Source organism: Ruegeria sp. N10 (genome assembly GCF_056531545.1).
This window is the reverse complement of the sequence record NZ_JBQFLY010000008.1, coordinates 1-25,132: the sequence shown is the minus strand read 5'-3', so window position 1 is coordinate 25,132 and position 25,132 is coordinate 1. Positions and strand designations below refer to the sequence as shown.

The window sequence follows — 25,132 nt, the reverse complement described above, 5'->3', positions numbered from 1 at the left end:
ATGTCGGAACTTCAAGGCCAATGCATGTGTGGTGCGGTCACTGTAACAGCTACACCGGCGCGGGATGCGCTGGGGGCGTGTCACTGTGACCAATGCCGTCGGTGGACCAGTTCGATGCTGGTGACGTTTCAGGCGAAAGAAGGCTATGCCGCGCTAGGCCCGGTCAAGACATTTACCTCGTCCGACTGGGCAGAACGTGCCTTTTGCGACGAATGCGGATCCTCGCTCTGGTACCGGATCACGCTACCGGGTGAGATGCACGGACAGACACAAATGGCGGCTGGCCTGTTTGAAAATGCAACAGGCAACCCGCTGAAACTTGAACTTTATATCGACAAAAAGCCCGAGGGATACGCGTTCGCAGGCGAACGTCGGCAAATGACCAAAGCCGAGGTCGAAGCCATGTATTCCCTCTCTGACGAAGGAGACAGCCAATGACCAAATATGATGCCGATTGGGTGCGGGCAGAAGAAGCAAAACGCAAGTGGATGGCCGAAAATGGTCTCTACTCCGAGGCAGAAGAGCATTCTTCGTGTGGTGTGGGCCTTGTTGTGTCCGTGGATGGCAAACGGTCTCGCAAGGTGGTGGATGCCGGGATTGATGCCCTGAAAGCAATCTGGCATCGCGGAGCCGTGGACGCGGATGGCAAGACCGGCGACGGCGCGGGCATCCACGTGCAGATTCCAGTTCCCTTCTTCTATGATCAGATCCGCCGCACGGGCCACGAACCAAAGCTGAATGAACTGATTGCAGTTGGTCAGGTCTTCCTGCCCCGCACCGATTTTGGCGCACAGGAGCGGTGCCGGACTATCGTCGAAAGCGAAGTTCTGCGTATGGGCTATTACATCTATGGCTGGCGACACGTGCCTGTCGATGTGACTTGCCTGGGGGAAAAGGCCAATGCAACCCGACCCGAGATTGAGCAGATCCTGATCTCGAACTCCAAGGGTGTGGACGAAGAAACTTTTGAGCGCGAACTCTATGTCATCCGTCGTCGCATCGAAAAAGCGGCCTTGGCGTCGGGCATTTCGGGCCTTTATCTTGCGTCGCTGTCCTGCCGGTCGATCATCTACAAGGGCATGATGCTGGCTGAACAGGTCGCTGTATTCTATCCCGATCTGATGGATGACCGCTTTGAATCGGCGTTTGCGATTTACCACCAGCGGTATTCCACGAACACCTTCCCGCAATGGTGGCTGGCACAACCATTCCGCATGCTGGCCCATAACGGCGAGATCAACACCCTCAAGGGCAACGTCAACTGGATGAAAAGCCATGAAATCCGGATGGCTAGCGGAACTTTTGGTGACTATGCCGAAGACATCAAGCCGATCATCGCTGGTGGTTCGTCAGATTCCGCCGCATTAGACTCGGTTTTCGAGGTGTTGGTGCGTGCGGGGCGGTCGGCCCCGATGGCGAAAACCATGCTGGTTCCGGAAAGCTGGTCCAAGCAGGCGGTCGAGCTGCCGCAAGCGTGGTGCGACATGTATTCCTACTGCAACTCGGTGATGGAGCCATGGGATGGTCCGGCCGCGCTGGCGATGACCGATGGACGCTGGGTTTGCGCTGGTCTGGACCGGAACGGGCTGCGCCCCATGCGGTACGTCGTGACTGGCGATGGCCTTGTCATCGCAGGGTCGGAGGCAGGAATGGTGCCGATCAACGAAGCCACCGTGACCGAAAAAGGCGCATTGGGGCCGGGTCAGATGCTGGCGGTCGACATGAAAAAAGGCAAGCTGTACCGCGACACCCAAATCAAGAACAAACTGGCCAGCGCGCTTCCATTCGGCGAATGGGTTGGCAAGATAAACGACTTGGACGAAACGCTTGCGGGTGTGACCGAAGCTCCGATCTTTGCGGGTGGCGAGTTGCGCAAGCGCCAGATTGCTGCGGGATACTCGGTAGAAGAGTTGGAACAAATCCTTGCTCCGATGGCGGAGGATGGCAAGGAAGCCTTGGCATCCATGGGGGATGATACGCCCTCGGCCGTTTTGTCAAAACAATACCGCCCGCTGAGCCATTTTTTCCGTCAGAACTTCAGCCAGGTGACCAACCCACCGATCGACAGTCTGCGTGAATACCGCGTGATGTCGCTGAAAACCCGGTTTGCCAACCTCAAGAACGTGCTGGACGAAGACAGCAGCCAGACCGAGATCGTGGTTCTGGAAAGCCCCTTTGTCGGCAACGCGCAATGGGACAAACTGGTTGAGAACTTTGATGCGCCGCTGGCGGAAATCGACTGTAGCTTCGAGGCTGGTCAAGGCGCATTGAGCGCAGCTTTGGCCCGTATCAGAGCCGAATCCGAAGAGGCGGTGCGATCTGGTGCCGGGCATATTGTCCTGTCTGATATGCGGTCGGGCGAGGATCGGATTGCGATACCAATGATTCTCGCGACCAGCGCTGTGCATTCCCATTTGACGCGTCAGGGTTTGCGGACCTTCTGTTCGTTGAACGTTCGTTCGGCCGAATGTGTGGATCCGCATTACTTTGCCGTTCTGATCGGATGTGGCGCGACTGTGGTGAACGCCTACCTGGCCGAAGATTCTTTGGCCGACCGCATCGACCGCGGTTTGCTGGACGGAACCCTGACAGAAAACGTCGCGCGCTATCGCGAGGCGATCGATCAGGGTCTGTTGAAGATCATGGCCAAGATGGGCATCTCGGTCATTTCGTCCTATCGCGGTGGTCTGAACTTTGAGGCCGTTGGCCTCAGCCGTGCCATGGTGGCCGAGTATTTCCCCGGTATGACGAGCCGGATTTCCGGTATCGGTATCAAAGGTATTCAGGCCAAGGCCGAAGAAATCCATGCCAAGGGTTGGAACAGCGGTCTGGATGTACTGCCCATCGGTGGTTTCTACAAGGCGCGTAAGTCAGGTGAGACCCACGCGTGGGAAGCGACCTCGATGCACATGATGCAGATGGCCTGCAACAAGGCTTCGTATGAGCTGTGGAAGCAGTATTCGGCCAAGATGCAGTCGAACCCGCCAATTCATCTGCGCGATCTGATGGATTTCAAACCGTTGGGCAAGCCGGTGCCGATCGAAGAGGTGGAATCGATCACCTCGATCCGCAAACGCTTTGTCACGCCAGGTATGTCGCTGGGTGCATTGTCGCCCGAAGCGCATAAAACACTGAACGTGGCGATGAACCGGATCGGTGCGAAATCCGACAGTGGCGAAGGTGGCGAAGATCCGGCACATTTCGTGCCTGAACCCAATGGCGACAACCCTTCGGCCAAGATCAAACAGGTGGCTTCGGGCCGGTTTGGCGTGACTGCGGAATACCTCAACCAGTGTGAAGAGCTTGAGATCAAGGTCGCTCAGGGTGCAAAACCCGGCGAAGGTGGTCAGTTGCCAGGTATGAAGGTCACCGACCTGATCGCGCGCCTGCGCCATTCGACCAAGGGCGTGACGCTGATCTCGCCGCCGCCGCACCACGATATCTATTCGATCGAGGATCTGGCGCAGCTGATCTACGATCTGAAGCAGATCAACCCGCGCTGCAAGGTGACGGTCAAGCTGGTAGCGTCCTCGGGCGTTGGCACGATTGCTGCCGGTGTAGCCAAAGCGAAAGCGGATATTATCCTTATTTCGGGTCACAATGGCGGTACAGGCGCGTCGCCTGCGACCTCGATCAAATATGCCGGTTTGCCGTGGGAGATGGGTCTGACCGAGGCGCATCAGGTTCTGGCGATGAACAACCTGCGGGATCGCGTCACCCTGCGGACCGACGGTGGTCTGCGTACCGGGCGCGACATTGTCATGGCCGCGATGATGGGGGCCGAGGAATACGGCATCGGTACCGCCGCGCTGATCGCCATGGGCTGTATCATGGTGCGTCAGTGTCAGTCGAACACCTGTCCGGTGGGCGTGTGTACGCAGGATGAATCCCTGCGCGCCAAGTTCACCGGCAATGCGGACAAGGTGGTGAACCTGATCACTTTCTATGCCCAGGAAGTGCGAGAGTTGCTGGCCAGCCTCGGTGCGCGCTCGGTTGACGAGATCATCGGCCGAGCCGACCTGTTGGCTCAGGTCAGCCGGGGATCGGCGAATCTGGACGATCTGGACCTCAATCCGCTGCTGATCACTGTCGATGGGGCACATAACATCGTCTACAACCGCGACAAAGAGCGCAACGCGGTGCCGGATACGCTGGACGCCGAAATCGTTCGTGATGCGGCCCGGTTCCTGAAGGATGGTGAAAAGATGCAGCTGTCTTATGCCGTGCAGAACACGCACCGGACCGTTGGAACCCGTGTGTCCAGCCATATTGTGCAGAATTTCGGGATGCGGAACACCTTTCAGGACGACCATCTGCATGTGAAGTTGCAAGGCTCTGCCGGGCAATCGCTGGGAGCTTTTGCGGCCCCGGGTCTGAAGCTGGAAGTGTCGGGCGATGCCAATGACTATGTCGGTAAGGGCCTGTCCGGGGGTATGATCGTCGTGCGCCCACCGCAGGTCAGCCCGCTGAAAGCAGATGACAATACGATCATTGGCAATACGGTTCTCTATGGGGCCACTGATGGGTATCTGTTTGCCGCCGGTCGCGCCGGTGAACGGTTCGCGGTGCGGAACTCTGGCGCCAAGGTTGTTGTCGAGGGGTGCGGTTCCAACGGGTGTGAATACATGACCGGCGGTGTCGCTGTTATCCTTGGAACGATCGGAGCCAACTTTGGTGCGGGCATGACAGGCGGAATGGCCTATCTGTATGATCCCGAAGGCAAGGCAGAGGCGCTGATGAACAGGGAAACGCTAGTCACTTGCCCGGTCACTGTGGACCACTGGGAAGAGCAGTTAAAAACGCTTATCATGCGTCACGCTTCTGAATCACAAAGCCGCAAGGCTGCTGATATTCTTCAGCATTGGGATGTGGAAAAAGGCAACTTCCTGCAGGTTTGCCCGAAGGAAATGCTGAACAAACTTAGCCACCCACTGAGTGTTGAAGTCAAAGCAGTTCCGGCGGAATAAGCCGAAACTTTTTACCTCGCGAAACCCCGCGTGTCATTTGCACCACGCGGGGTTCGTATATTAACGACGTTTCAGTGCAGATCTTGCCCGTTTATCCGAAAATCGCCAATCTTTCTTCACACTCAGGCGATAATCATGGGCCAATCTAGGCACCAGATGATAAGCAGACAGGGGCAACCGGATGCCAACACCGTATCAGGATCAGTTTTATACTTTCGATCCAGCAAACCCGCCACCTGCGGGAACGGCAGTCGCTGTTAGCAGTTTCACTTTGATCGATGCAGATGATGACAACGAAATCGATGCGCCAAGTGGCGATACCGTCAACGGTCAGGACGTCACGAATTCCTGGCCAGGGGACACTGTTACCATCAACGTGGCGGGCGTCGGGAACGTAACCTATACCGGCACCACGTTTTATCTGGCTGACGGATCTCGGGTTTTCACACCGACAGACGGCCAGGTCCTGCAGCCGGGAACATTTGTTTCAGCCACCTTCGTCAACACACAGGGGCCGCTGAATGTCGGCAATCTGGGTCCGCCCTGTTTCACGCCGGGCACCATGATAGCGACCCCGGAAGGCGAACGTGCGGTAGAAGATCTTGAAGTCGGCGATCTGGTCACGACCGTGGATCATGGCCCCCAGCCTTTGATCTGGGTTGGGCGTACAGTGGTAGCCGCCGAAGGAAAGCTGGCCCCGATCCGGTTTGAGGCCGGAGTGTTCGACCTGGATCGTCCGCTGCTTGTTTCGCCTCAGCATAGGATGCTGATTGAAGACTGGCGAGCCTCGTATCTGTCCGGGCACGCTGAAGCGCTGATTCCGGCACATGCTCTGGTCAATGGAAAAACGGTGACCCGGCTGGAAGGCGGTGAGGTAGAGTATTTCCACCTTTTGTTCAAGCAGCACGAGATCGTCATCGCCAATGGTGCCAAAAGCGAAAGCTATTATCCGGGGCATGCGTTGTCGGCCTCGGACCGCGAAACGCAGAGCGAGGTCCTGCATCTGTTCCCTGAACTGGCAGGTCATGATCCGATGTCGGTAGAAACCGCACGCCCGGTTGTTCACCCGCGCGAAGCGCGCGCCTTCGCAATTTAGGCCGTTTCAAACCCGGATCGCGCGTCGTATAGCTGAAGTATGGCGAAGAAAGCAGCCCGCAAATCAAGCGGTAAGAAAAACAAGGCATCCAGCAGGAAATCACCAACGGTGCGTCAGATACGCCGTTGGCTGACTCGTGCGGTTGCGGCAATTGCAGGAGCTTTGCTTGCGATAATCCTGTTGTATTCGGTTGTGAACCCACCTGTAACCCATACGATCTGGTCAGAATGGCGCCGATTGGGAAAGGTTGAGCGTGAATGGGTACCGATCGAGGACATGGCCCCGATCATGGCGCGATCGGTTGTGGCAGCAGAGGATGCGAATTTCTGCCTGCATTGGGGATTTGATGTAGAGGCCATTCGAGATGCGCTTGAGGATGGCGGAAATCGCGGTGCCTCGACCATTACACAGCAAGTGGTAAAGAACGTATTCCTTTGGCAGGGGCGCAGTTGGATACGCAAGGCGCTGGAAACTTCGATCACACCTGTGGTCGAGATTTTCTGGAGCAAGCGGCGCATCCTTGAGGTCTATCTAAACGTTGCCGAAACCGGGAATGGCGTTTTTGGGGTCGAGGCTGCCGCGCAACAGTATTTCAACACCAGCGCATCGAAACTGACCCCAGTTCAGGCAGCGCGGATTGCCGCCATTCTGCCGTCACCGCGCAACAGGTCAGTCACAGATCCGACGGCGCGTACGCGCAGACGGGCGGCATCTATTCTGGATGGGGCGGCCACCATCCGCGCAGATGGTCGCGCAGATTGTTTCGAGGATTGAAACCCGTCGCCTGCCAAGGCTAAATCTGTCGGGTACTCACTGGTTCGATTGGAAGCCCATGGCGCGTTTGTTTCATGTTCCCCTCTCTCCGTATTGCCGCAAGGTTCGGCTGTCTTTGGCGGAAAAGAAGATCGAGGTTGAGCTTGTCGAAGAGCGATACTGGGAGCAGGATCCCGACTTTTTGCGCCGAAACCCTGCGGGTAAAGTACCAGTATTGCGTCTGGACGGACAAATGATGTCGGAAAGCGCGGCGATCTGCGAATATATTGAGGAAACCCGCCCCGAACCATCATTAATGCCAAAAAGCCCCGAAGCCCGATACGAAGTACGGCGCCTTGTCGGTTGGTTTGACGACAAATTCCATCATGAGGTGACGTCGAAGCTGCTGTACGAACGGGTGAACAAAAAAGTGACGGGTCAGGGCTATCCTGACAGCAAGAACGTCAAACAGGGTGCCAAAGCGATCAAGTACCATCTGGATTATATGGCATGGCTGTTGGATCACCGCCGGTGGTTGGCCGGTGACCAGATGACACTGGCTGATTTCGCGGCAGCGGCGCACCTGTCGTCGCTGGACTATATCTCGGATGTGGATTGGAACCGCAGTCAGGTGGTCAAGGACTGGTATGCAAAAATCAAATCGCGCCCTGCTTTTCGCTCTATTCTGGCGGATCAGGTGCCGGGTTTCCGGCCGCCGCCCCATTACGCGGATCTGGATTTCTGATAGGGTGTGCCAGGGGGGCTGTCTGCCCCCCCATCGCGCATCTGCGCGATTCCCCCCGAGGATATTTTTGGCCAGATGAAGAGCGGATCAGATTTGAAGGAAAAGCTGGTACAGCAGGCCCTTGAAGAGGGGTTTGTTGCGTGCCGTGTCTGCCGCCCCTGGGATGTTCCAAAAGTTCCCGAGCGTTTGGCAGCGTTCCTGGACGCAGGGTATCATGGGCAGATGGGATGGATGGCCGAGCGGACGCATTGGCGCGGTGATCCTGAGGCCCTCTGGCCTGAGGCGCGATCAGTGATCATGCTGGCCGAGAGTTACACGCCGGAACATGATCCTACAGACGTCTTGAAGCAACGCGGCCACGGGGCGATTTCTGTCTATGCGCAGAACAAAGACTATCATGATCTGGTCAAAAAGCGACTGAAGCGCCTGGCGCGGTGGCTGATTGGCGAGGCGGGCGGCGAGGTTAAGGTGTTTGTTGACACTGCACCCGTGCCGGAGAAAGCCTTGGGGCAGGCCGCCGGGTTGGGCTGGCAGGGGAAACACACGAATCTGGTCAGCAGGGAGTGGGGTAATTGGGCCTTTATAGGGTCTGTTTTTTCAACTTTGGATATACCCGCGGATCCCGCTGAGATTGATCGCTGCGGGTCTTGTCGGGCCTGTTTGGACAGCTGCCCCACGGACGCCTTTCCGGGCCCGTATCAGTTGGACGCACGGCGGTGCATTTCCTATCTGACCATCGAGCATAAAGGCCCTGTGAAGCCTGAGCTTCGCAGAAAGCTGGGCAATCGAATCTACGGCTGTGACGATTGCCTTGCGGCTTGCCCGTGGAACAAGTTTGCGGTTGCCGCAAGCGACCTGCGCTATGCAGCGCGCGAAGATCTGGCGGCGCCTGCGCTGGAAGAGCTGGTGGCGCTTGATGATACTTCGTTCCGAGTGAAATTCTCGGGCTCACCCATCAAACGGATCGGGCGCGACCGGTTTGTGCGCAACGTGCTTTATGCCATTGGAAACTCGGGGCAGTCGAAACTGAGGGCCGCGGCCCAAAGTTTGACAGATGACCCAGATGAAACCGTGGCCGACGCAGCGCGCTGGGCGGTGGAACAACTTTCATAATTGCCGCAAACAGGCTGGACGTGTCGACCCCAATCGCTACACCAATCTGCAGCGAACAGTAAGGAGAACCCGATGGCGTTGGCTTTGGGGGTGGATACGGGTGGAACCTATACCGATGCGGTACTGATCCGGGATGAAAAAGAGGTAATAGCCTCGGCCAAGTCCCTGACCACACGTGCGGATCTGGCAATTGGTGTAGGCAAGGCGATTTCTGCCGTTTTGGAGCAGGCAAAAGTTGCGCCGGATCAGATTTCAATGGCCTCTTTGTCCACTACATTGGCGACAAATGCCTTGGTCGAAGGGCAGGGCGGGCGCGTTGCATTGATCTATATCGGGTTCAAAGACAGCGACCTTGAAAAGCACGGTTTGAAGGACGCGTTAAAAGGGGACCCGGCCCTGGTTATGTCTGGTGGGCATTCCCATTCTGGCAGCGAAGCTGCACCATTGGATGTTGCCGCGCTGGAGCAGTTTTTAGACACTCACAAGGGGATTTCAGGCTTTGCCATAGCCGCTCAGTTTGCCACCCGTAATCCCGCGCATGAACTTGAAGCCGCGCGAATCGTTTCGGAAAGAACCGGGGCTCCGGTAACATGTTCGCATCACTTGTCGGCAAAGCTGAATGGACCGAAACGCGCAGTGACGGCAGTGTTGAACGCGCGGCTGATCGGGATGATCGACCGTTTGATCGGGCGGGCGCAGGACCGGCTGCGCGAGTTGGGGATTATGGCCCCGATGATGGTTGTTCGCGGTGATGGGGCGTTGATGAGTGCTGAACAGGCGCGTGAACGCCCCATTGAAACGATCCTGAGCGGACCTGCCGCGTCAATTGTCGGCGCGCGCTGGTTGACTGGCGCAGAGAATGCGTTGGTGTCGGATATTGGCGGTACGACAACTGACGTGGCGTTGATCCGTGACGGTAAGCCCGCGATCGACACGGCAGGGGCACAGGTGGGCGGGTTCCGCACAATGGTCGAGGCAGTTGCGATGCGCACCCATGGCCTTGGAGGTGACAGTCAGGTGCATGTCGTGACCGAGGGGTTGCAGGGCGGTGTTTTTCTGGGGCCGCGCCGCGTTCTTCCGGTGTCCCTGATCGCCTCGGAAGCGCCCGAGATCGTTCATGCCGTTCTGGACGAGCAATTGCGGGCCACGACGGTGGGTGAGCACGATACGCGCTTTGCCCGACGCGTGCCGGGAATACGTGACGACGGTATAGATGTGCGCGAAGAAGCCCTGTTGGAGCGGTTGGGAGATCAGGTTCTGCCGATTGGTTCCTTGCTTAGGTCCCGAATGGAGAGCGGCGCATTGACCCGGTTGGTGGATCGCGGGATCGTTCAGATCTCGGGCGTGACGCCGTCGGATGCCAGCCATGTACTGGGGCGGGTGGATGCCTGGGATGCTGAAGCCGCCCGTAAGGCACTAGAACTGGTTGCGCGCAAACGGGTCGGGTCCGGGGATATGTTGGCAAATTCCGCCGAGGCGCTGGCGCAAATGATCGTGGACCAGTTGACGGAACAGACCAGTTTGATCTTGTTAGAGGCTGTTTTTGATGAGGAACCGGACAGTTTCGGGCTGCCGCCACAGGAGTTGGCGCGGCATGTCCTGACACAGCGCGGATTGGCGCGGCATCGCGGTTTGTTGTCGCTGACCGCAGCTCTAAACGTTGATGTTGTGGGGCTTGGGGCATCAGCCCCCAGCTATTACCCGGCGGTTGGTGAACGGCTGCACTGCCGGATGATCCTGCCGGAACATGCGGGCGTAGCCAATGCGATTGGCGCCGTCGTGGGACGGTTGACCTTACGGCGATCGGGCACGGTGACAAGCCCTGCCGAAGGGCGGTACCGTGTACATCTCAAGGGCGGGCCCAAGGATTTTTCCGCATCAGAAGACGCGTTGGCTTTGCTGGAAAATGTTCTGAGGTCGGAAGCTGAAGGCGCGGTGCGCGAAGCCGGTGCAGAAGATATCCGCGTGATCGTGGATCGCGACATCAAAACCGCGCGGGTCGAGGCCAATGATGTGTTTGTCGAGGCAATGATCACGGTCGAGGCAAGCGGGCGACCGCGGGTTGCGACGGGCTAGCCCCTCTGACTTGTACAGAGGGGCATGGCAGGTGGTGCATTATTCTGCGGCGCTGGCACGTTTGGGAAGAACCCAGCCCTGGCGCGGGAAGTGGCAGGTATATCCGTTCGGGATGCGCTCAAGATAATCCTGATGCTCGGGTTCGGCCTCCCAGAAATCGCCGACGGGTTCGACTTCGGTTACGACTTTTCCCGGCCACATGCCGCTGGCATTCACATCTGCGATAGTATCCAGCGCAGTTGCTCTTTGGGCTTCATCGACGTGGTAAATCGCGGAACGATAGCTCATGCCTCGGTCGTTGCCTTGCCGGTTCACCGTGGTCGGGTCGTGAATCTGGAAGAAAAATTCCAGCAGGTCGCGGTAACTGATCTGCGACGGGTCAAACCAGATCTCGATCCCTTCGGCGTGGGTGCCATGGTTGCGATAGGTTGCGTTGGGCACATCGCCTCCGGTGTAGCCCACCCGGGTTCGCAAGACGCCCGGCAGCTTGCGGATCAGGTCCTGCATACCCCAAAAGCAGCCTCCGGCCAGTACAGCACGTTGTTCAGTCATTGGATTTCCTCCACGTGGATCAGGAATTCGGCGTAACCTTCAGCCTCCATCTCATCCCGATGGATGAACCTGAGCGAGGCCGAGTTGATGCAATACCGCAGGCCACCATGTTCTCGCGGGCCGTCGGGGAAGACATGCCCCAGATGGCTGTCGCCGTGTTTCGAGCGAACCTCGGTCCGGATCATACCATACGTCGTATCGCGAAACTCCTCCACATGCTCGTGGAGGATCGGCTTGGTGAAGCTGGGCCAGCCACATCCGGATTCGTATTTGTGGGTCGAAGCAAACAGCGGCTCGCCTGACACGATGTCCACGTAGATGCCCGGTTCCTTGTTCCCCAAATACTTGCCTGTCCCCGGTCGTTCGGTGCCGTTGCGTTGGGTGACATGAAACTCTTCGGGCGAAAGCGCCGCGATAACCGTGGGGTCTTTGGTGTAGCGTGTCATGGATCCTCCGGCTGATTTGACGTTTGAGCCATTATCTGGGGGCTGCAGGGTAGAAAGCAAAGCGATATTTCAAACAGCTCTCACAGTCGTGCAGTCGGTCAGACGCAAACATTTGGGTCCTTGCTTTAGGCCGAAGCCGTTTTGCCAGAAGGTTGGCGTGACAGCTGAACCGCAAGAATACCCAGCGTCGTGACGGTAACGCCAATTGCGTCCATCGCGCCCAGTTTTTCGCCCAATAATATGGCCGCAATCGTGACACCAAATACCGGGTTCAAAAAGTGGAACGTGGCTGCGCGGATCGCGCCGATGCGATCCAGAAGAAGGAACCAGATCAGCGTGGCCAGCAGCCCAGGAAACAGGGTTGTGTAAGTGAACGCCAATGCCAGTGGCAGCGTCGGGTGGATGTAAATGGTCTCAAAGATCGGAGCGGCCACGAACAACGTGGCGGAACCTACAAGCATCTGCAGGCCCACGACCATCATGAAATTGCCGCCTGAGGTTGCGCCGCGAACCGCGAGGGTGGCAAAGGTCAGCGCCAAAGCTCCGATGCCGCATAGCGCGACGCCGAACATGTCGACACCAGAACTGATCCGGCTGCTCATGATCAGGGCGACGCCGGTGAATCCGGCAAACAAACCCAAAATACCGAGAGGGCGCAGTTTCTCGCCAAAAATAAGCCACCCTGCCAGTGCCACCAGCAAGGGCATTGTGGACGCGATAATCGCCGCAACCGAAGCCTCGACCGTTTGCATCGCGTAAAAATTCAGACCCAAATACAGGGCATTTTGGCAGATACCGAACAGAATTGTCGCCCGCCATTGGTTCCGAGTCAGGTGCCAGCTTTGCCCCATCGCCCGGGCAATCAGAACCCCCAGAACCCCTGAGATCAAAAACCGCAGAGCCAGCGAAAACAAAGGAGAGGCGTCTGCCACTATGATCCGCGCCGAGGTAAAGGCGGACGACCAGATCAGGGCAAATGTCAGCCCCATGGCTATGGCGCGCAGATCCATGGAGACCCCCTGTCACTTTGCGCGGACTGTCCCCGATTTTGTGATCGGTCGCAAGCGCTGCGCGTCATAAAAGACGCATATGTGATGACAAGAAAGTCGCCCTTACGTTTTCGTTGATTGACTGACCAATTAAAGCTATCAGCTCCGGGATCTGACATATCAAGGGAGGGTTGTCGGTGCTTCTGGAATACATTCTATCTTTTGGCGTCCTACTGGCGTTGGGCCTGGTCGCGTTCTTCGTCGTGAAATGGTGGAACCTGCGCTGCGTTGGCGTGACACCTGTTCACCTTTTCACATTCATCGCGATCCTGTTTACGTCCGGTCTGGATGTTGGCCTGATCATGTTCCCGTTGACAGAATTTGGTGGGTATGCCGAAGATCCGGCATATGCCTTTGCTAATCCACTGGCGATCGAATTCGGTTTCTGGGGTTTTCTGATCTGGGCGTTTTACTTCCTGACAGCCTTCTATTTCTGCGTGATCGAACCGCGCGTGAACTTCTTTGAGATCCCGCTGGTCAAACTGATCAACAACGTGGTCATTATTGGCACCTGCGCCTTTACCGCCAGCCTGTTCCTGATCTACCTGCCTGGCTACCTGCCAGAGGTCGGAGATGGCGAATCTGTCGTTACCACCTTCTACGTCATCGTGTTTGTAGTCATATTGGCGGCGGCATACTCGTCGACCGACCTGAAATATGTGCGGATCCTGTCGGTGGGCTCGACCTTCCTATTCATGGCGCTAATCTTGGGAATGTGGGCGGCCGCTGGTATGGGAATGACCGGGTTTGTCGAAACCGGCAGTAACATTGGCGCCTATTTCACCAATATGCACAAATTTGTCCTGCCGCTGACTGACTACCATGCCTTCTACCTGTTCTGGTGGTTTGCGTGGTCAATCATGATTGGCCAGTTTACTTCGCGCTTTGTGGGCGGGTTGAAGACTTGGCAGTTGCTGGCGGCGTTGCTGATCTTCCCGTCGATCCCGCTGGGGATCTGGTTCACCGTTCTCTACTACTATCATCTGAACAGTATCAGCACCGCAGGGATCACCAATATCGCGATGGTAATCGTGGGCGTGACCTTTGTGATCAACTCGCTGGACTCTCTAATTAGGCTCTATACGGACAACCTGAACATGACCGCGGAGCGGTTTGGCAAGGCGACCTATGTCGCCGGCAACGTCGCGCTGCTGTTTGTCCTGACCCTGCTGTTCCAGAGCCAGTGGCTGCAAATCCAATGGATCGGAGCCGTCGTAGTCGGTCTCTACCTGGCTTGTGTGGTCTATATCCTTGTCACCAAGCGCAAAGAAGTGATGAGTATCGACGCCATGCCGGAAGATCGTGATCTGGACTTCCACAAGGTTGAGACGATTCACTGATTGTTTCTAACCTACCAAAACAAAAGCGGGCCTCGACATCGGGGCCCGCAGCCGTGTTTTGGCGCTGCCCGGTTCGCGCCTCATTCCGTGTCGAGACGATATTTGAGGAAGCTGTGGCCAGAGTAGTCTACTTGCCCAACAAAATACGCGCCGAGTTTAGTCATTGCGCGCAGTTTCGTGCGTGAGGGCGGCAGCAAGAATGTCACGAATGGAATACGATTGTCCTGCTTTGCGAATGCGATGGCCTGACGCGCTATTTTGGCACCCAGTCCAAATGCACTGGGCTTCAGGACCAGCCCGAAATCCCACTCTTCACCTTCTTTTTGAAAACCGCCCCATCCCACATATTGTCCGCGGTGCAGAATTGCCCAATGACCAAGGCCGTCCCGCGCCCAACACGACTCTTTCGCGTGAATGAAACCGGCGACTGTTTCCTCATCCCAATCCTGCGTCAGGAGAGGCATGTGTTCGGCAAGAATTGGATTTCTCATATGCGCCAGTATCTCAGGCGCTGAGACGAGGGGCAGTCGCGTGAAGGTAATATCCTGTTCCATGGAACTGGGATTTAGCGGGCCGAGCAGGAAATCAAAGGGTTGTCCGAAAAAAACGTGCCAAGGACATCCAGTGCTGAATTGTAGCCTTTAGTCACAACCTAATGCCTTATGACTTAGTTACGCGGGCCGTAGGATGTGAAGTTCAGGCACAAAAAAAGGGGCCGCGTAACCGCCACCCCTTTACATGGTTCCAAGCGCTTTGGATCAGCCGTTCACGCTGTCTTTCAGTGCTTTCGCGATGGTCATTTTCACAACCTTGTCGGCTTCTTTGGTGAAGGTCTCACCGGTTGCCGGGTTGCGGACTTGACGCTCGGGGCGTTCGCGGCAGTAGATTTTGCCGACGCCGGGCAGGGTTACTGCACCACCTGCGGAAACTTCACGCGTGATCAGGCCGGTGATGGCCTCAAGCGCAGAGTTCGCGGATTTCTTATCGGTTCCCATTTCCTCAGCGAGAGCAGCTACCAGCTGAGTCTTTGTCATAGGTTTTGCCATTTCTTGGTCTCCTTAACGTGCCCGATCTATAGGGCCTCACCGCGTAACTGTAACGGGATATTGTGGCCAAACACAACGAATAGTAGCGCAGAAACCCCTAAAAATATGGGGAAAACGTTGCTTTTTTGCGTCAGAGGAAGGCAGTTTCATCGAAGGAACGCAATTTCCGGCTGTGCAAACGCTCTAACGGCATGCCACGCAGGTGCTCCATGGCGCGTATCCCGATCATCAAATGACGGCTGACCTGGGTGGTATAAAAGGACGACGCCATGCCCGGCAGCTTCAGTTCGCCGTGCAGAGGTTTGTCCGACACACACAACAATGTGCCGTAAGGAACGCGGAAGCGATAGCCGTTCGCGGCGATGGTGGCGCTTTCCATATCCAGCGCGATGGCCCGCGACTGGCTGAGGCGCTGAACCGGTCCGGATTGATCGCGCAGTTCCCAGTTGCGATTGTCGACCGATGCAACTGTTCCCGTCCGCATGATCCGCTTCAGTTCATACCCTTCCAGCTCGGTCACCTCGGCCACGGCGCGTTCCAGCGCGACCTGAACTTCGGCCAGGGGCGGGATGGGCACCCAGACCGGCAGGTCATCATCTAGAACCTTGTCATCACGTAGATATGCATGGGCCAGAACGAAATCGCCCAATGCCTGCGTGTTACGCAATCCGGCGCAATGGCCAACCATCAACCACGCGTGCGGGCGCAGAACCGCGATATGGTCGGTCGCAGTTTTCGCATTCGAGGGACCGACACCGATGTTCACCAAAGTAAGACCCGAACCATCTTCACGCTTCAGATGATAGGTTGGCATTTGCGGCAGTTTCAGCGGTTGCTTGATTTCTGCGTCCGGCTCCGTGATCTCAACATTCCCGGTCGAGACAAAGCTGGTATACCCGCTGCTAGGATCAGCCAACTGCTCACGGGCGTAGTTTTCGAATTCCGAGACATAGAACTGATAGTTCGTGAACAGAACGTGGTTCTGAAAATGCCGGGCATCCGTCGCTGTGTAATGTGCCAGTCGCGCAAGTGAATAATCGACGCGCTGGGCAGTGAACAATGACAAGGGCCCGACGGCGTCTTCATGATCGTGCACGCCGTTAACGATGTCGTCATTCGTGGTGGTCAGATCCGGCACGTCAAACACATCGCGCAGGGTGAAAGCAGCCGCCCCCTGATGCGGCACAACCAGACCTGACGTATTCGCCACGGCAAAATGCACCGGAATAGGTGTGTCCGACGCTGCAATCGTCACCGGTTGGTCGTGATTCTTGATCAACAGGGCAATCTGTTGAGTCAGGTAGGACCGGAATAAATCCGGGCGCGTTACGGTTGTAGCGTGAACACCGGGCTCCGCCACATGCCCAAAACTCAGGCGGCTGTCGACTTGAGCATAGGTCGACGTCTTTATGCGAATCTCGGGGTAATAGGCTCTGTATCTGGCGGTTGGTGCTCCATTTTGCAGTACCTTCGAGAAGCTGTCGCACAGAAATTCTGTTGCTTGAGTGTAAAGCTCCTCCAGTCGCGCAACTGCGGCTGCGGGATCGGTGAACTGTTCTGGCGAAAGGGCTTCAGGTGTCAGGAGTGTCGTCATGCCAAGGGTTCCAGAAGATCAATTTTTTTGAATGTGCGCACGTCAACCAGCCCGAGATCAGAGATCCTGAGTTCCGGTATGACGACCAACGCCAGCAGCGAATGTTGCATATATGCGTTGTTCAGATTGCAGCCACATTCCTGCATGGCCTGAACCATCCTGTCCGCCTTGGCCGCAACTTCAGCGGCCGGGCTGTCGGACATCAGACCGGCAATGGGAAGTTCGACCATCGCCAGTTCCTGGCCGTCCCGGAAGATCGTGATGCCGCCACCCACCTCGGCCAGTCGATTCGCGGCCAGCGCCATCTGTTCACGATCCGTGCCGACGACGATCATGTGGTGACTGTCATGTGCCACGGTCGAGGCCATGGCCATTTTTCCCTGATATCCAAACCCCGAGACAAAGGCATTGGTGACGCCCCCTGTCGCCCGGTGTCGTTCGACCAGTGAGATCTGACATACGTCACCCTCACCTTCAACAAGCCCGCCGATAATCGGCAATTCGGCTTTCAGCGCTTTAGTGGGGGCCTGGTTTTCTACCACGCCAATGACGTTGGCCCTTACCTTGTTTGCGCCCTTCGGCGCCGTGATCTCAAAATCGGTCGAGGTCAGCGCATGCTTCAGATGAACCGTGCGACGTGCTTTGTCGGGCCAGTTTAGATGGGGGCAATCAACCTTGATCACCCCGTTTTCCGCGACAACCTGCCCGCGCGCTATGACCAGTTCGACCGGCAATTCGGTCAGGTCAGAGCTGAGGATGATATCCGCCCGTCGTCCCGGCGTGACCGATCCGATCTCGCGTTCCAGACCGAAATGCGTGGCGGTGTTGATTGTGGCCATCTGCACGGCCACAAGCGGGTCACAGCCACAGGCAACGGCGTGGCGCACGACGCGATTCATATGCCCTTCATTGACCAGCGTTGCAGAGTGGCAGTCATCCGTGCACAGGATGAAATTGCGCGCATCCAGACCTTTTTCGGTTACTGCGGTAATCTGGCTTTCAACGTCATACCAGGCCGAGCCCAACCGCATCATCGAACGCATTCCCTGTCTGACCCGTGCGATGGCATCCGCTTCGCAGGTGCCTTCGTGGTCATCGGCAGGTCCGCCAGCCACGTAAGCCGCAAAATCAGGCCCTAAATCAGGGGATGCGTAATGCCCGCCAACAATCTTTCCTGCCCGCTGCGTGGCCGCAATCTCGGCCAGCATTTTGGGATCGCCGTGAATCACGCCGGGGAAGTTCATCATTTCACCCAAGCCGATGATCCCGGGCCAGTTCATCGCCTCGGCGACGTCTTCGGGGGTGATTTCATAGCCTGTCGTCTCTAACCCCGGTGCAGAGGGTGCGCAGGAGGGCATCTGAGTGAAGATGTTGACCGGCTGCATCATTGCTTCGTCATGCATCATGCGCACACCGTCCAGCCCCAACACATTGGCGATCTCGTGCGGGTCGGTGAACATACTGGTTGTGCCATGGGGGATCACCGCGCGAGCAAACTCGGCGGGGGTCAGCATCCCCGATTCGATGTGCATATGCGCGTCGCATAAGCCGGGCAGGATATAGCGGCCTTGCGCGTCGATAACCTGTGTCTCTGGTCCGGTACAATGCGAGGCGTCTGGACCGACAAATGCAATCCGGCCTGCGGCGATTGCAACAGAATGGTTCGGCAGCAGTTCGCGGCTGTGCACATTTACCCAAGTCCCACCCGTTATTACCGTATCTGCTGCCTCACGTCCGGCAGCAACTGCGATCAATCGGGGGGCGACATCGGGCCAAGTTGGGAAGGGTGTGTTTTCCATGGCTCAACTTTCACGAATGCGCGCGCGGGTGCAACCCCGGTTCTTCACTACTGCCGACGGATCACAATCCTGCAAATCTGCCCAACCCGGCCATCGAAAGCTGACATAGGTGCCGACAGCGCCCAGGAACCCGTCGAGTTTACGTTTCGGACCCGAATTCTCGCCGTATCCAGTTCGCAAAGGTGACGGCCCCGGGCGTATCCTCAGCCTGAGGGGAGAGCAGCAGATAATACGCCTCGGGCATCGGGGCGCGATGCTCAAATGGTGCGATCAGCCGCCCCTGATCGACCAGGTGACCCGCGATGGTGTCATGGGCCAGGCACAGGCCACCTCCGGCCATCGCGGCTGACAAACAAACCAGATAGGTTGTCGCGTAGGTAATAGAAGGATTCTGCCAATTCAGACCCTGATCTTCCGCCCATGTCGCCCAGTTGGTCAAAAGGTTGGAACAGTCGAACAGGGGTTTTTCCTGAAGGTCTTGCAGACACACCTGATATCCCGGCGCGCAGACGGGATAGTAATATTCAGAGCGCAGCATTTCTGTCCGGGTCGTATCCGAGGGTCGAAGGGAAAACCTGATTTCGACCGCTGCGCCTTCGGCCATCTCGCGCGGTTCCCACAGTTCGGTGAAGATGTTCAGCTGAACATCCGGGTGTTCAGTCCGAAATAACGGCAGGCGCGGGGCCAGCCAGTTCACGGCGAAACTGATGTTGCACTGAACCTGTACCGCGTTCTGTTGCGCGCCAGTAACCGCCTGAGTGCCCCGTATCAGCGTCCGAAACGCTTCGCGCACTACCGGCAAATAGGTGATCCCGGCCTCTGTCAGCTCAAGCGCCTTCGGGCGTCGCAGGAACAATGGCTGACCCAGATGACCTTCCAGCGATTTGATCTGCTGACTGACCGCACTTTGCGTCATGTTCAGATCCCGCGCCGCGTCGGTGAATGACAGATGGCGGGCTGCGGCTTCGAATGTGCGCAGCCAGCCCAGCGGGGGAAGCCTGTTTTGCATCGACATAACTCCGGCATAAGTTCAGCTAATGGGATAGTTGCGTTTTTTTCGTTGGTCAAATTGCTGGACCAAATGCAGGCTTTGGTCATTCGCAGTTGTCAAAGGACTCCACACATGAGCCTCACTAGCCTTCGCCCCAATATCGATCATTGGTCAGAACGTGTGGACATGGCCGCAACCTTTCGCTGGACAGCCCGGCTGAATATGCACGAAGCCGTTGCCAACCATTTCAGCCTTGCTGTGAACAAAGACGGGACGCAGTTCCTTATGAACCCCAATCAGGCGCATTTCTCGCGTATTCGCGCGTCTGATCTGTTGCTGTTGAACGCCAACGATCCGGATGTGATGTCACAGCCCGGTGCACCTGATCCCACGGCCTGGGGCCTGCACGGCTCGATCCATCGCCATTGCCCACACGCGCGCTGCGTCATGCATGTGCATTCGATCTTTGCAACTGTTCTGGCCTCACTGGCCGACAGTACGCTTCCGCCAATCGATCAGAACACTGCGACCTTCTACAATCGCTACGTTGTTGACGAAGAATTTGGCGGGTTGGCTTTTGAAAGCGAAGGAGAGCGGTGCGCCGGGATGCTGGCTGATCCGAAAAAGAAGGTCATGATCATGGGCAACCACGGGGTTCTGATTACGGGCAGTGACCCGGCGGATACCTTTAACAGGCTCTACTATTTCGAGCGCGCTGCCGAAACATACATCCGGGCACTGCAAACAGGTCTGCCCCTGCGGGTGCTGTCGGATGAGATTGCCGAGAAAACAGCGCAGGAACTGGACGACTACCCTGATCAGGCCGAAGCGCATCTGCGAGAGATCAAGGCAATACTCGATGCAGAAGGCTCGGATTACGCAACCTGATGCAAGACAGAGTGACCGACATGCGAGATACCGCGCAGGACCCCGAAGCCGCACGCTGGCATTACCACCCCGACGGGCCAGTAGGCCTCAATCCGCTGTTCAGTTGGCCGCCGCGCCCATCCGCCGTGCTGAAATGGTACGGCGGAGCGTGGTTGCAAATCACCGCCCTGACCCTGTGCATGACTTTGGCCGTCATCGCCTATGCGTTCTTTTTCCCTGCATTAGAGACGATGAAGAGCTTTGCACCCGGCTGGATGTTCAGGATTTGGTTGCTGAACATGGTGCCGCAAACTCTGATAGCAGGAAGCCTGCACTGGTGGCTGTACATGCGCAAAGGGCAGGGGATGTACAAAAAGTTCGATCGAAGAGACCTGACGCGGGACAACGGAACATTCACATTCCGCAATCAGGTCTGGGATAATATCTGGTGGACGCTGGGCAGCGCCATGACGGTGGCGACCATTTACCAGTGGGTCATCTTTTGGGCGATGGCAAATGGCTGGGTTCCGACGATTACCTGGGCCAGCGCGCCGGTGTGGTTTGTGGTTTGGATGCTGTTCATTCCCATGTGGTCCGGCCTGCATTTTTACTGGGTGCACCGGCTGGAACATCATCCCAGGCTTTATAAACATGTGCACGCGGTCCATCACCGCAATGTCAATACCGGGCCGTGGTCAGGGATTTCGAATCACTGGTATGAAAACATGCTGTATTTCACGACGTATTTCATCCACCTGATCGTGCCATCCCATCCGCTGCATGTGTTGTTTCACAGCTCGTTCCAGCAGGTCAGCCCGATACTGTCCCATTCTGGGTTCGAGAAGATAAAGGCCGGTGAGACCGAAGCCGCGCGGGCGGGCGACTTTTTTCACCAGCTCCACCACCGGTATTTCGAGTGCAACTACGGCACATCCGAAATTCCTTTCGACAAGTGGTTTGGCACCTATCACGATGGCTCGGCCGAGGCGACGACACGCACACGTGCCTACAAAAAGCAGATGTACACCTGACGCGGCTGGACCTGTCCGGGGCCTAAACCCGTTCGAACAATGCAATGAAGGCCGTGTCATCCTTGTTTGGACCCGCGGCAAGATCACCGTAGATGCGAACCTCGGGCAGGGTCAGGTTGCGAATCTGATCCTGTTCCAGTTCGTGCAGCTTGCCCTTGAAGCCCATCTTTTCGAAATGGTGGGCGTTTATTGACAGGGCGAACGTCGCGCCTGACCGTGCGACGCGAAGCAGGGCGGGTAATACTTCGGGACCCAGATGGCCATGCGTGAACGTGCCAGATGACACGATGCCGGAGTAGCTGTCAGGCGGAACCGGGATGCCATGGGTCAGGTCAGCCTCGATCGCGTCCCGGTAGATATCCTTGCGCATAGCCTGTTCCAGCATTTCCGAACTGATATCCGTGGCATCAATCGGCCCAACGCCAAGCCCAGACAACACCGCGCCGCACAGGCCCGTTCCCGCACCGACATCCAGAACCGGCCCCTGACCGCCCGCGCCCACAAACGCCCGCGCGGTATGGATATGAAGCTGATAATCCTCACGCGCGGCAAAGCTGTCGTCATAATCCCCGGCCCATTCCGCATAAAGGCGTTTGTTTTCGTCCGGAGAGCTCAGTGCGTAGGCAGAATGCAGGTCTGGTTTCTTTTTGCTCATATCCACAGAAAGGCGCATCAGAAGATTCGATTCAAGTGCGTCCATGCGGCGCTTGCATCCCGATGCGCTGAAGCCCATCAACGGGGCATGACCAAGACACTCTTCTCATTTGGCCACGGCTATTCTGCGCAGGCCCTTTCCCGAATTCTTGCCCCGAAAGGCTGGCAGATTTTTGGCACCACACGAGATGGCGAAGGCGCAGATGCGATACGTGCCTCTGGCGCGGACCCGCTGATCTGGCCCGGTGAGGTCCCAAATCTGGATGGGGTGACGCATTTGCTGATCTCGACGGCACCGGGCGAGGCGGGCGATCCGGTACTGGCGGCAATGGGCGATGAGATCCGAAAGCGGGCAAGTCAGTTCACATGGGTGGGCTATTTATCGACAACGGCTGTTTATGGCGATCATCAGGGCGGCTGGGTTGACGAAGACACCCCGCCAACACCGACCGCCAAGCGTGGAAAGTGGCGCATGCTGGCTGAAGAGCAATGGGCGGCTGTGCCGGGCCTGCCTGTTCACATCTTCCGTCTGGCAGGGATATACGGCCCAGGTCGTGGGCCGTTCTCCAAGCTCACACGCGGTGGGCTGCGGCGCATCATCAAGCCGGGGCAAGTGTTTTCGCGTATCCACGTGGATGACATTGCGCAGGTTCTGCAAGCCTCGATGACAAGGCCGAATCCGGGCAGTGTTTACAACGTATGCGACGATGAACCTGTCCCGCCACAGGATGTCATCGGGTATGCCGCCGAATTGCAGGGGCTTCCTCTGCCCCCGGCGGTTTCATTTGACAAGGCTGACCTGACACCGATGGCGCGCAGTTTTTATAACGAGAACAAACGCGTCCGAAACGACCGGATCAAGGATGAGTTGGGTGTCGAATTGATCTATCCAAACTACCGGGTGGGGTTGGAGGCGCTGATGAAGGACCGGTAGGTTCTTTACTGCGCGGCTGCTTTAATCATATCCGAGGCTTTTTCCGCGATCATTATTGTTGGCGCGTTTGTGTTTCCCGATACCAGCGTTGGCATCACCGACGCATCAACCACGCGCAGCCCCTCGATCCCCCGCACCCGTAGTTCAGGATCCACAACCGCCAGATCGTCGGTGCCCATCTTACAGGTGCCAGCCGGGTGATAGATCGTGTCGGCACGGGCGCGGATATGCCCCTCCCAATCGGCGTCGGATTTCGCCGTATCCGTTCCGAACATCTCTTTGTGCCGATATTTGGCCAAAGCCGGCGCTTGCAGGATGTCTCGCGTCATTCGCGCGCCTTTGATCATGGTGTCCAGATCTCGTGCATCTGAAAGAAACCCCGGATCGATGACAGGCATTGCCATTGGGTCCGCGCTGCTCAGGCCAACAGTTCCCCGACTTTCCGGGCGAAGCTTGCAGATATGACAGCTGTACCCGTAACCGTAATGCAGCTTGCGGGCGTGATCATCGACCATTGCGATGGTGAAATGCAGCTGGATATCCGGGCGTTTCAACTCGGGTGAGGTCTTCAGAAACGCCGCTCCTTCGGCAAACGGTGTGGCCGCCATTGACACACCGGTCTTGCGCCACTGACGGATGTGCTTCAGCAGTCGCACCGCTGCTGTCGCGCCGATCCCAAAGTTGTTCGTGTCTTTGGTTCGGTAGGTCAGCGTAAAGTCGAGGTGGTCCTGCAAATTCTGCCCCACACCCGGCAGTTCATGCAGAACAGCGATCCCGTGCGTTTCAAGATCAGCGCTTGCTCCAATCCCTGAGACTTGCAGCAGTTGAGGTGTTTTTAATGCTCCCGCGCACAGGAGAATCTCGCGCGTGGCGGTAACGGTGGTGTCTGCCTTTTTGCCTTTGACCCTGAAAACAACGCCAGTTGCGCGCTTACCCTGAAAGACCAGCCTTTTCGCATAGGCATGTGTAATGACCGTCAGGTTCGGGCGGTTGGCAATCGGGAACAGGTAACCCGCAGCCGCTGAGCACCGCTCTCCATTCTTTGAAGGGTCATGATACTGCGTTACCTGGTACACCCCGACACCTTCGTTATCGCCTCGGTTGAAATCTTCAGTGTGGCGATGTTGGAGTTGCTGCGCGGCTTCAATGAACGCGCGGGTGATTGGGCGAGGTTCTTTTTGCTGTGACACCTGTAACGGGCCTTTGTCACCATGCCAGCTGTCTGCACCAAGCTCATTGTTCTCGGACCGTTTGAAATACGGCAATACGCTGTCCCAATCCCAGCCGTCGCAGCCCAGATCGGCCCACCCATCATAATCCTGCCGCTGACCTCTGACATAAAGCATCGCGTTGATCGCGCTCGAACCACCCAGTGCTTTACCGCGGGGTTGATACCCCCGGCGTCCGTTCAACCCACGTTGCGGTATGGTTTCAAAAGCCCAGTTGTTGATCTTGGGGCGTCCCGGAAGGGTTGCCACGACAGCTGCCGGCACCCTGACTGTCAGGCCCTTTCCGTTCCCACCTGCTTCGAGCAGGCAAACGCGTGAAGCCGGGTTCTCGCTGAGGCGGTTTGCAAGAACGGATCCTGCCGACCCGCCGCCCACGATGATATAGTCGAACTGCATGCTGGCTTCCCTACTATCAGAACCATAATGCGCTGGTCCGCTGTTCGTCATCCGAGCCAGGCTTCCCTGAGACTGCGTCAATAGAGTGAAAAAACAATTGTGACCTGAAGTCAGTTTCCAAGTGTTCTTCGACATTCAGCGAAACGGTACGCCCGCGTCGATCGAAAGACTCAAGACGGATATCAATGTCGTCGTTCGCTGTCGGGGCCAACGATTCCAGCCAAAGCGCAGATTTCACCCACTTCTTCTGATGAGCCTGCACCTGAAGTGGCTGGCGGAAATCGCGAAATAAACTTGTAAACATCTGAGTTATAATAATTAATTTAGAATTTAGTGAGAAAAGCAAAGTTTTTTCAAAATGGGGCTTGCGGGTGGGGAGTCTAATCCGTAAATACCCCTTCACCGGCGCAGCTGAGGTTGGCCTGACGGACTGGAAAGACGGTTGAGACGCACC

Annotated in this window: 22 protein-coding genes; 11 read left to right on the top strand and 11 right to left on the bottom strand. The window is 57.0% G+C overall.

Annotated elements, in window-relative coordinates; genetic code table 11:
* From ACR0JI_RS12255 to ACR0JI_RS12225, 7 genes are all read left to right on the top strand, one after another.
* Positions 1-438 (top strand): GFA family protein, encoded by a 438-nt coding sequence (locus ACR0JI_RS12255; protein ID WP_480474595.1) that lies wholly within the window; start codon positions 1-3, stop codon positions 436-438.
* A complete protein-coding gene (gltB, locus tag ACR0JI_RS12250) occupies positions 435-4,967 on the top strand; it encodes a glutamate synthase large subunit (protein WP_480494926.1) in 4,533 nt (1,510 codons plus the stop codon). The genes ACR0JI_RS12255 and gltB overlap by 4 nt, the downstream gene beginning before the upstream one ends.
* A gap of 181 nt (positions 4,968-5,148) precedes the next feature.
* Positions 5,149-6,063, top strand: a complete 915-nt coding sequence (locus ACR0JI_RS12245) for a Hint domain-containing protein (RefSeq protein ID WP_480494924.1) — start codon at positions 5,149-5,151, stop codon at positions 6,061-6,063.
* 39 nt (positions 6,064-6,102) lie between these two features.
* Positions 6,103-6,837, top strand: coding sequence for a monofunctional biosynthetic peptidoglycan transglycosylase (gene mtgA, locus ACR0JI_RS12240; RefSeq protein ID WP_480474601.1), 735 nt, complete (start codon positions 6,103-6,105; stop codon positions 6,835-6,837).
* A gap of 58 nt (positions 6,838-6,895) precedes the next feature.
* The gene (fzlA, locus tag ACR0JI_RS12235) at positions 6,896-7,561 is read left to right on the top strand and encodes an FtsZ-binding protein FzlA (protein ID WP_480474603.1); all 666 of its coding nucleotides are present in this window, start codon (positions 6,896-6,898) and stop codon (positions 7,559-7,561) included.
* Between the two features lie 75 nt (positions 7,562-7,636).
* Complete coding sequence (gene queG / locus ACR0JI_RS12230) at positions 7,637-8,674, top strand: tRNA epoxyqueuosine(34) reductase QueG (RefSeq protein ID WP_480494922.1); 1,038 nt, start codon at positions 7,637-7,639, stop codon at positions 8,672-8,674.
* Between the two features lie 72 nt (positions 8,675-8,746).
* On the top strand, positions 8,747-10,750 hold the full coding sequence (locus ACR0JI_RS12225) for a hydantoinase/oxoprolinase family protein (protein WP_480494920.1): 2,004 nt from the start codon (positions 8,747-8,749) through the stop codon (positions 10,748-10,750).
* A 39-nt stretch (positions 10,751-10,789) separates the two neighbouring features.
* Here the strand turns inward: ACR0JI_RS12225 and msrA are convergent, their stop codons facing one another.
* The 3 genes from msrA to ACR0JI_RS12210 form a co-directional block, all read right to left on the bottom strand.
* On the bottom strand, positions 10,790-11,302 hold the full coding sequence (gene msrA / locus ACR0JI_RS12220) for a peptide-methionine (S)-S-oxide reductase MsrA (RefSeq protein ID WP_480474609.1): 513 nt from the start codon (positions 11,300-11,302) through the stop codon (positions 10,790-10,792).
* Positions 11,299-11,748, bottom strand: a complete 450-nt coding sequence (gene msrB, locus ACR0JI_RS12215) for a peptide-methionine (R)-S-oxide reductase MsrB (protein ID WP_480474611.1) — start codon at positions 11,746-11,748, stop codon at positions 11,299-11,301. The genes msrA and msrB overlap by 4 nt, the downstream gene beginning before the upstream one ends.
* A gap of 125 nt (positions 11,749-11,873) precedes the next feature.
* Positions 11,874-12,758 carry a DMT family transporter gene (locus ACR0JI_RS12210; RefSeq protein WP_480474612.1) on the bottom strand — a complete coding sequence of 295 codons (885 nt, stop codon included), beginning with the start codon at positions 12,756-12,758 and terminating at the stop codon, positions 11,874-11,876.
* A gap of 182 nt (positions 12,759-12,940) precedes the next feature.
* Here ACR0JI_RS12210 and ACR0JI_RS12205 point away from each other — a divergent pair, with 182 nt between their 5' ends.
* The gene (locus ACR0JI_RS12205) at positions 12,941-14,137 is read left to right on the top strand and encodes a BCCT family transporter (RefSeq protein WP_480495016.1); all 1,197 of its coding nucleotides are present in this window, start codon (positions 12,941-12,943) and stop codon (positions 14,135-14,137) included.
* 80 nt (positions 14,138-14,217) lie between these two features.
* On the opposite strand, the gene ACR0JI_RS12200 is transcribed toward ACR0JI_RS12205, so the two are convergent.
* The 5 genes from ACR0JI_RS12200 to ACR0JI_RS12180 all read right to left on the bottom strand — a co-directional run bounded on the left by ACR0JI_RS12200 (position 14,218) and on the right by ACR0JI_RS12180 (position 19,585).
* Complete coding sequence (locus tag ACR0JI_RS12200) at positions 14,218-14,691, bottom strand: GNAT family N-acetyltransferase (protein WP_480474614.1); 474 nt, start codon at positions 14,689-14,691, stop codon at positions 14,218-14,220.
* A gap of 204 nt (positions 14,692-14,895) precedes the next feature.
* Positions 14,896-15,183, bottom strand: coding sequence for an HU family DNA-binding protein (locus tag ACR0JI_RS12195; RefSeq protein ID WP_117871130.1), 288 nt, complete (start codon positions 15,181-15,183; stop codon positions 14,896-14,898).
* 130 nt (positions 15,184-15,313) lie between these two features.
* Positions 15,314-16,777 carry an AMP nucleosidase gene (locus ACR0JI_RS12190; protein ID WP_480474616.1) on the bottom strand — a complete coding sequence of 488 codons (1,464 nt, stop codon included), beginning with the start codon at positions 16,775-16,777 and terminating at the stop codon, positions 15,314-15,316.
* Positions 16,774-18,576: an adenine deaminase gene (gene ade, locus ACR0JI_RS12185; RefSeq protein WP_480494918.1), complete on the bottom strand. Its 1,803-nt coding sequence runs from the start codon at positions 18,574-18,576 to the stop codon at positions 16,774-16,776. Before ade ends, ACR0JI_RS12190 begins: the two co-directional genes overlap by 4 nt.
* A 139-nt stretch (positions 18,577-18,715) precedes the next feature.
* Positions 18,716-19,585 (bottom strand): LysR family transcriptional regulator, encoded by an 870-nt coding sequence (locus ACR0JI_RS12180; protein ID WP_480474620.1) that lies wholly within the window; start codon positions 19,583-19,585, stop codon positions 18,716-18,718.
* 114 nt (positions 19,586-19,699) lie between these two features.
* On the opposite strand from ACR0JI_RS12180, the gene ACR0JI_RS12175 reads away from it, so the two are divergent.
* Complete coding sequence (locus ACR0JI_RS12175) at positions 19,700-20,455, top strand: class II aldolase and adducin N-terminal domain-containing protein (RefSeq protein ID WP_480474622.1); 756 nt, start codon at positions 19,700-19,702, stop codon at positions 20,453-20,455.
* Positions 20,455-21,465 (top strand): sterol desaturase family protein, encoded by a 1,011-nt coding sequence (locus ACR0JI_RS12170; RefSeq protein ID WP_480494916.1) that lies wholly within the window; start codon positions 20,455-20,457, stop codon positions 21,463-21,465. The genes ACR0JI_RS12175 and ACR0JI_RS12170 overlap by 1 nt, the downstream gene beginning before the upstream one ends.
* A gap of 22 nt (positions 21,466-21,487) precedes the next feature.
* On the opposite strand, the gene ACR0JI_RS12165 is transcribed toward ACR0JI_RS12170, so the two are convergent.
* On the bottom strand, positions 21,488-22,120 hold the full coding sequence (locus tag ACR0JI_RS12165; RefSeq protein ID WP_480474626.1) for a class I SAM-dependent DNA methyltransferase: 633 nt from the start codon (positions 22,118-22,120) through the stop codon (positions 21,488-21,490).
* Positions 22,121-22,207: 87 nt separating this feature from the next.
* Between ACR0JI_RS12165 and ACR0JI_RS12160 the strand changes: the two genes are divergently transcribed.
* Positions 22,208-23,053, top strand: coding sequence for an SDR family oxidoreductase (locus ACR0JI_RS12160; protein ID WP_480474628.1), 846 nt, complete (start codon positions 22,208-22,210; stop codon positions 23,051-23,053).
* A gap of 5 nt (positions 23,054-23,058) precedes the next feature.
* Here the strand turns inward: ACR0JI_RS12160 and ACR0JI_RS12155 are convergent, their stop codons facing one another.
* Entirely contained in the window at positions 23,059-24,678 is a 1,620-nt protein-coding gene (locus ACR0JI_RS12155) for a GMC family oxidoreductase (RefSeq protein WP_480494914.1), read from the bottom strand.
* Between the two features lie 16 nt (positions 24,679-24,694).
* The coding region (locus ACR0JI_RS12150) for a hypothetical protein (RefSeq protein ID WP_480494912.1) at positions 24,695-25,132 on the bottom strand (438 nt) is incomplete at its 5' end.

What these genes read in the sequence shown, in the direction of transcription:
- ACR0JI_RS12255 (WP_480474595.1), top strand. Translation starts at nt 1, where the DNA reads ATGTCGGAACTTCAAGGCCAATGCATGTGTGGTGCGGTCACTGTAACA.
- gltB (WP_480494926.1), top strand. Translation starts at nt 435, where the DNA reads ATGACCAAATATGATGCCGATTGGGTGCGGGCAGAAGAAGCAAAACGC.
- ACR0JI_RS12245 (WP_480494924.1), top strand. Translation starts at nt 5,149, where the DNA reads ATGCCAACACCGTATCAGGATCAGTTTTATACTTTCGATCCAGCAAAC.
- mtgA (WP_480474601.1), top strand. Translation starts at nt 6,103, where the DNA reads ATGGCGAAGAAAGCAGCCCGCAAATCAAGCGGTAAGAAAAACAAGGCA.
- fzlA (WP_480474603.1), top strand. Translation starts at nt 6,896, where the DNA reads ATGGCGCGTTTGTTTCATGTTCCCCTCTCTCCGTATTGCCGCAAGGTT.
- queG (WP_480494922.1), top strand. Translation starts at nt 7,637, where the DNA reads ATGAAGAGCGGATCAGATTTGAAGGAAAAGCTGGTACAGCAGGCCCTT.
- ACR0JI_RS12225 (WP_480494920.1), top strand. Translation starts at nt 8,747, where the DNA reads ATGGCGTTGGCTTTGGGGGTGGATACGGGTGGAACCTATACCGATGCG.
- msrA (WP_480474609.1), bottom strand. Translation starts at nt 11,302, where the DNA reads ATGACTGAACAACGTGCTGTACTGGCCGGAGGCTGCTTTTGGGGTATG.
- msrB (WP_480474611.1), bottom strand. Translation starts at nt 11,748, where the DNA reads ATGACACGCTACACCAAAGACCCCACGGTTATCGCGGCGCTTTCGCCC.
- ACR0JI_RS12210 (WP_480474612.1), bottom strand. Translation starts at nt 12,758, where the DNA reads ATGGATCTGCGCGCCATAGCCATGGGGCTGACATTTGCCCTGATCTGG.
- ACR0JI_RS12200 (WP_480474614.1), bottom strand. Translation starts at nt 14,691, where the DNA reads ATGGAACAGGATATTACCTTCACGCGACTGCCCCTCGTCTCAGCGCCT.
- ACR0JI_RS12195 (WP_117871130.1), bottom strand. Translation starts at nt 15,183, where the DNA reads ATGGCAAAACCTATGACAAAGACTCAGCTGGTAGCTGCTCTCGCTGAG.
- ACR0JI_RS12190 (WP_480474616.1), bottom strand. Translation starts at nt 16,777, where the DNA reads ATGACGACACTCCTGACACCTGAAGCCCTTTCGCCAGAACAGTTCACC.
- ade (WP_480494918.1), bottom strand. Translation starts at nt 18,576, where the DNA reads ATGGAAAACACACCCTTCCCAACTTGGCCCGATGTCGCCCCCCGATTG.
- ACR0JI_RS12180 (WP_480474620.1), bottom strand. Translation starts at nt 19,585, where the DNA reads ATGCAAAACAGGCTTCCCCCGCTGGGCTGGCTGCGCACATTCGAAGCC.
- ACR0JI_RS12175 (WP_480474622.1), top strand. Translation starts at nt 19,700, where the DNA reads ATGAGCCTCACTAGCCTTCGCCCCAATATCGATCATTGGTCAGAACGT.
- ACR0JI_RS12170 (WP_480494916.1), top strand. Translation starts at nt 20,455, where the DNA reads ATGCAAGACAGAGTGACCGACATGCGAGATACCGCGCAGGACCCCGAA.
- ACR0JI_RS12165 (WP_480474626.1), bottom strand. Translation starts at nt 22,120, where the DNA reads ATGAGCAAAAAGAAACCAGACCTGCATTCTGCCTACGCACTGAGCTCT.
- ACR0JI_RS12160 (WP_480474628.1), top strand. Translation starts at nt 22,208, where the DNA reads ATGACCAAGACACTCTTCTCATTTGGCCACGGCTATTCTGCGCAGGCC.
- ACR0JI_RS12155 (WP_480494914.1), bottom strand. Translation starts at nt 24,678, where the DNA reads ATGCAGTTCGACTATATCATCGTGGGCGGCGGGTCGGCAGGATCCGTT.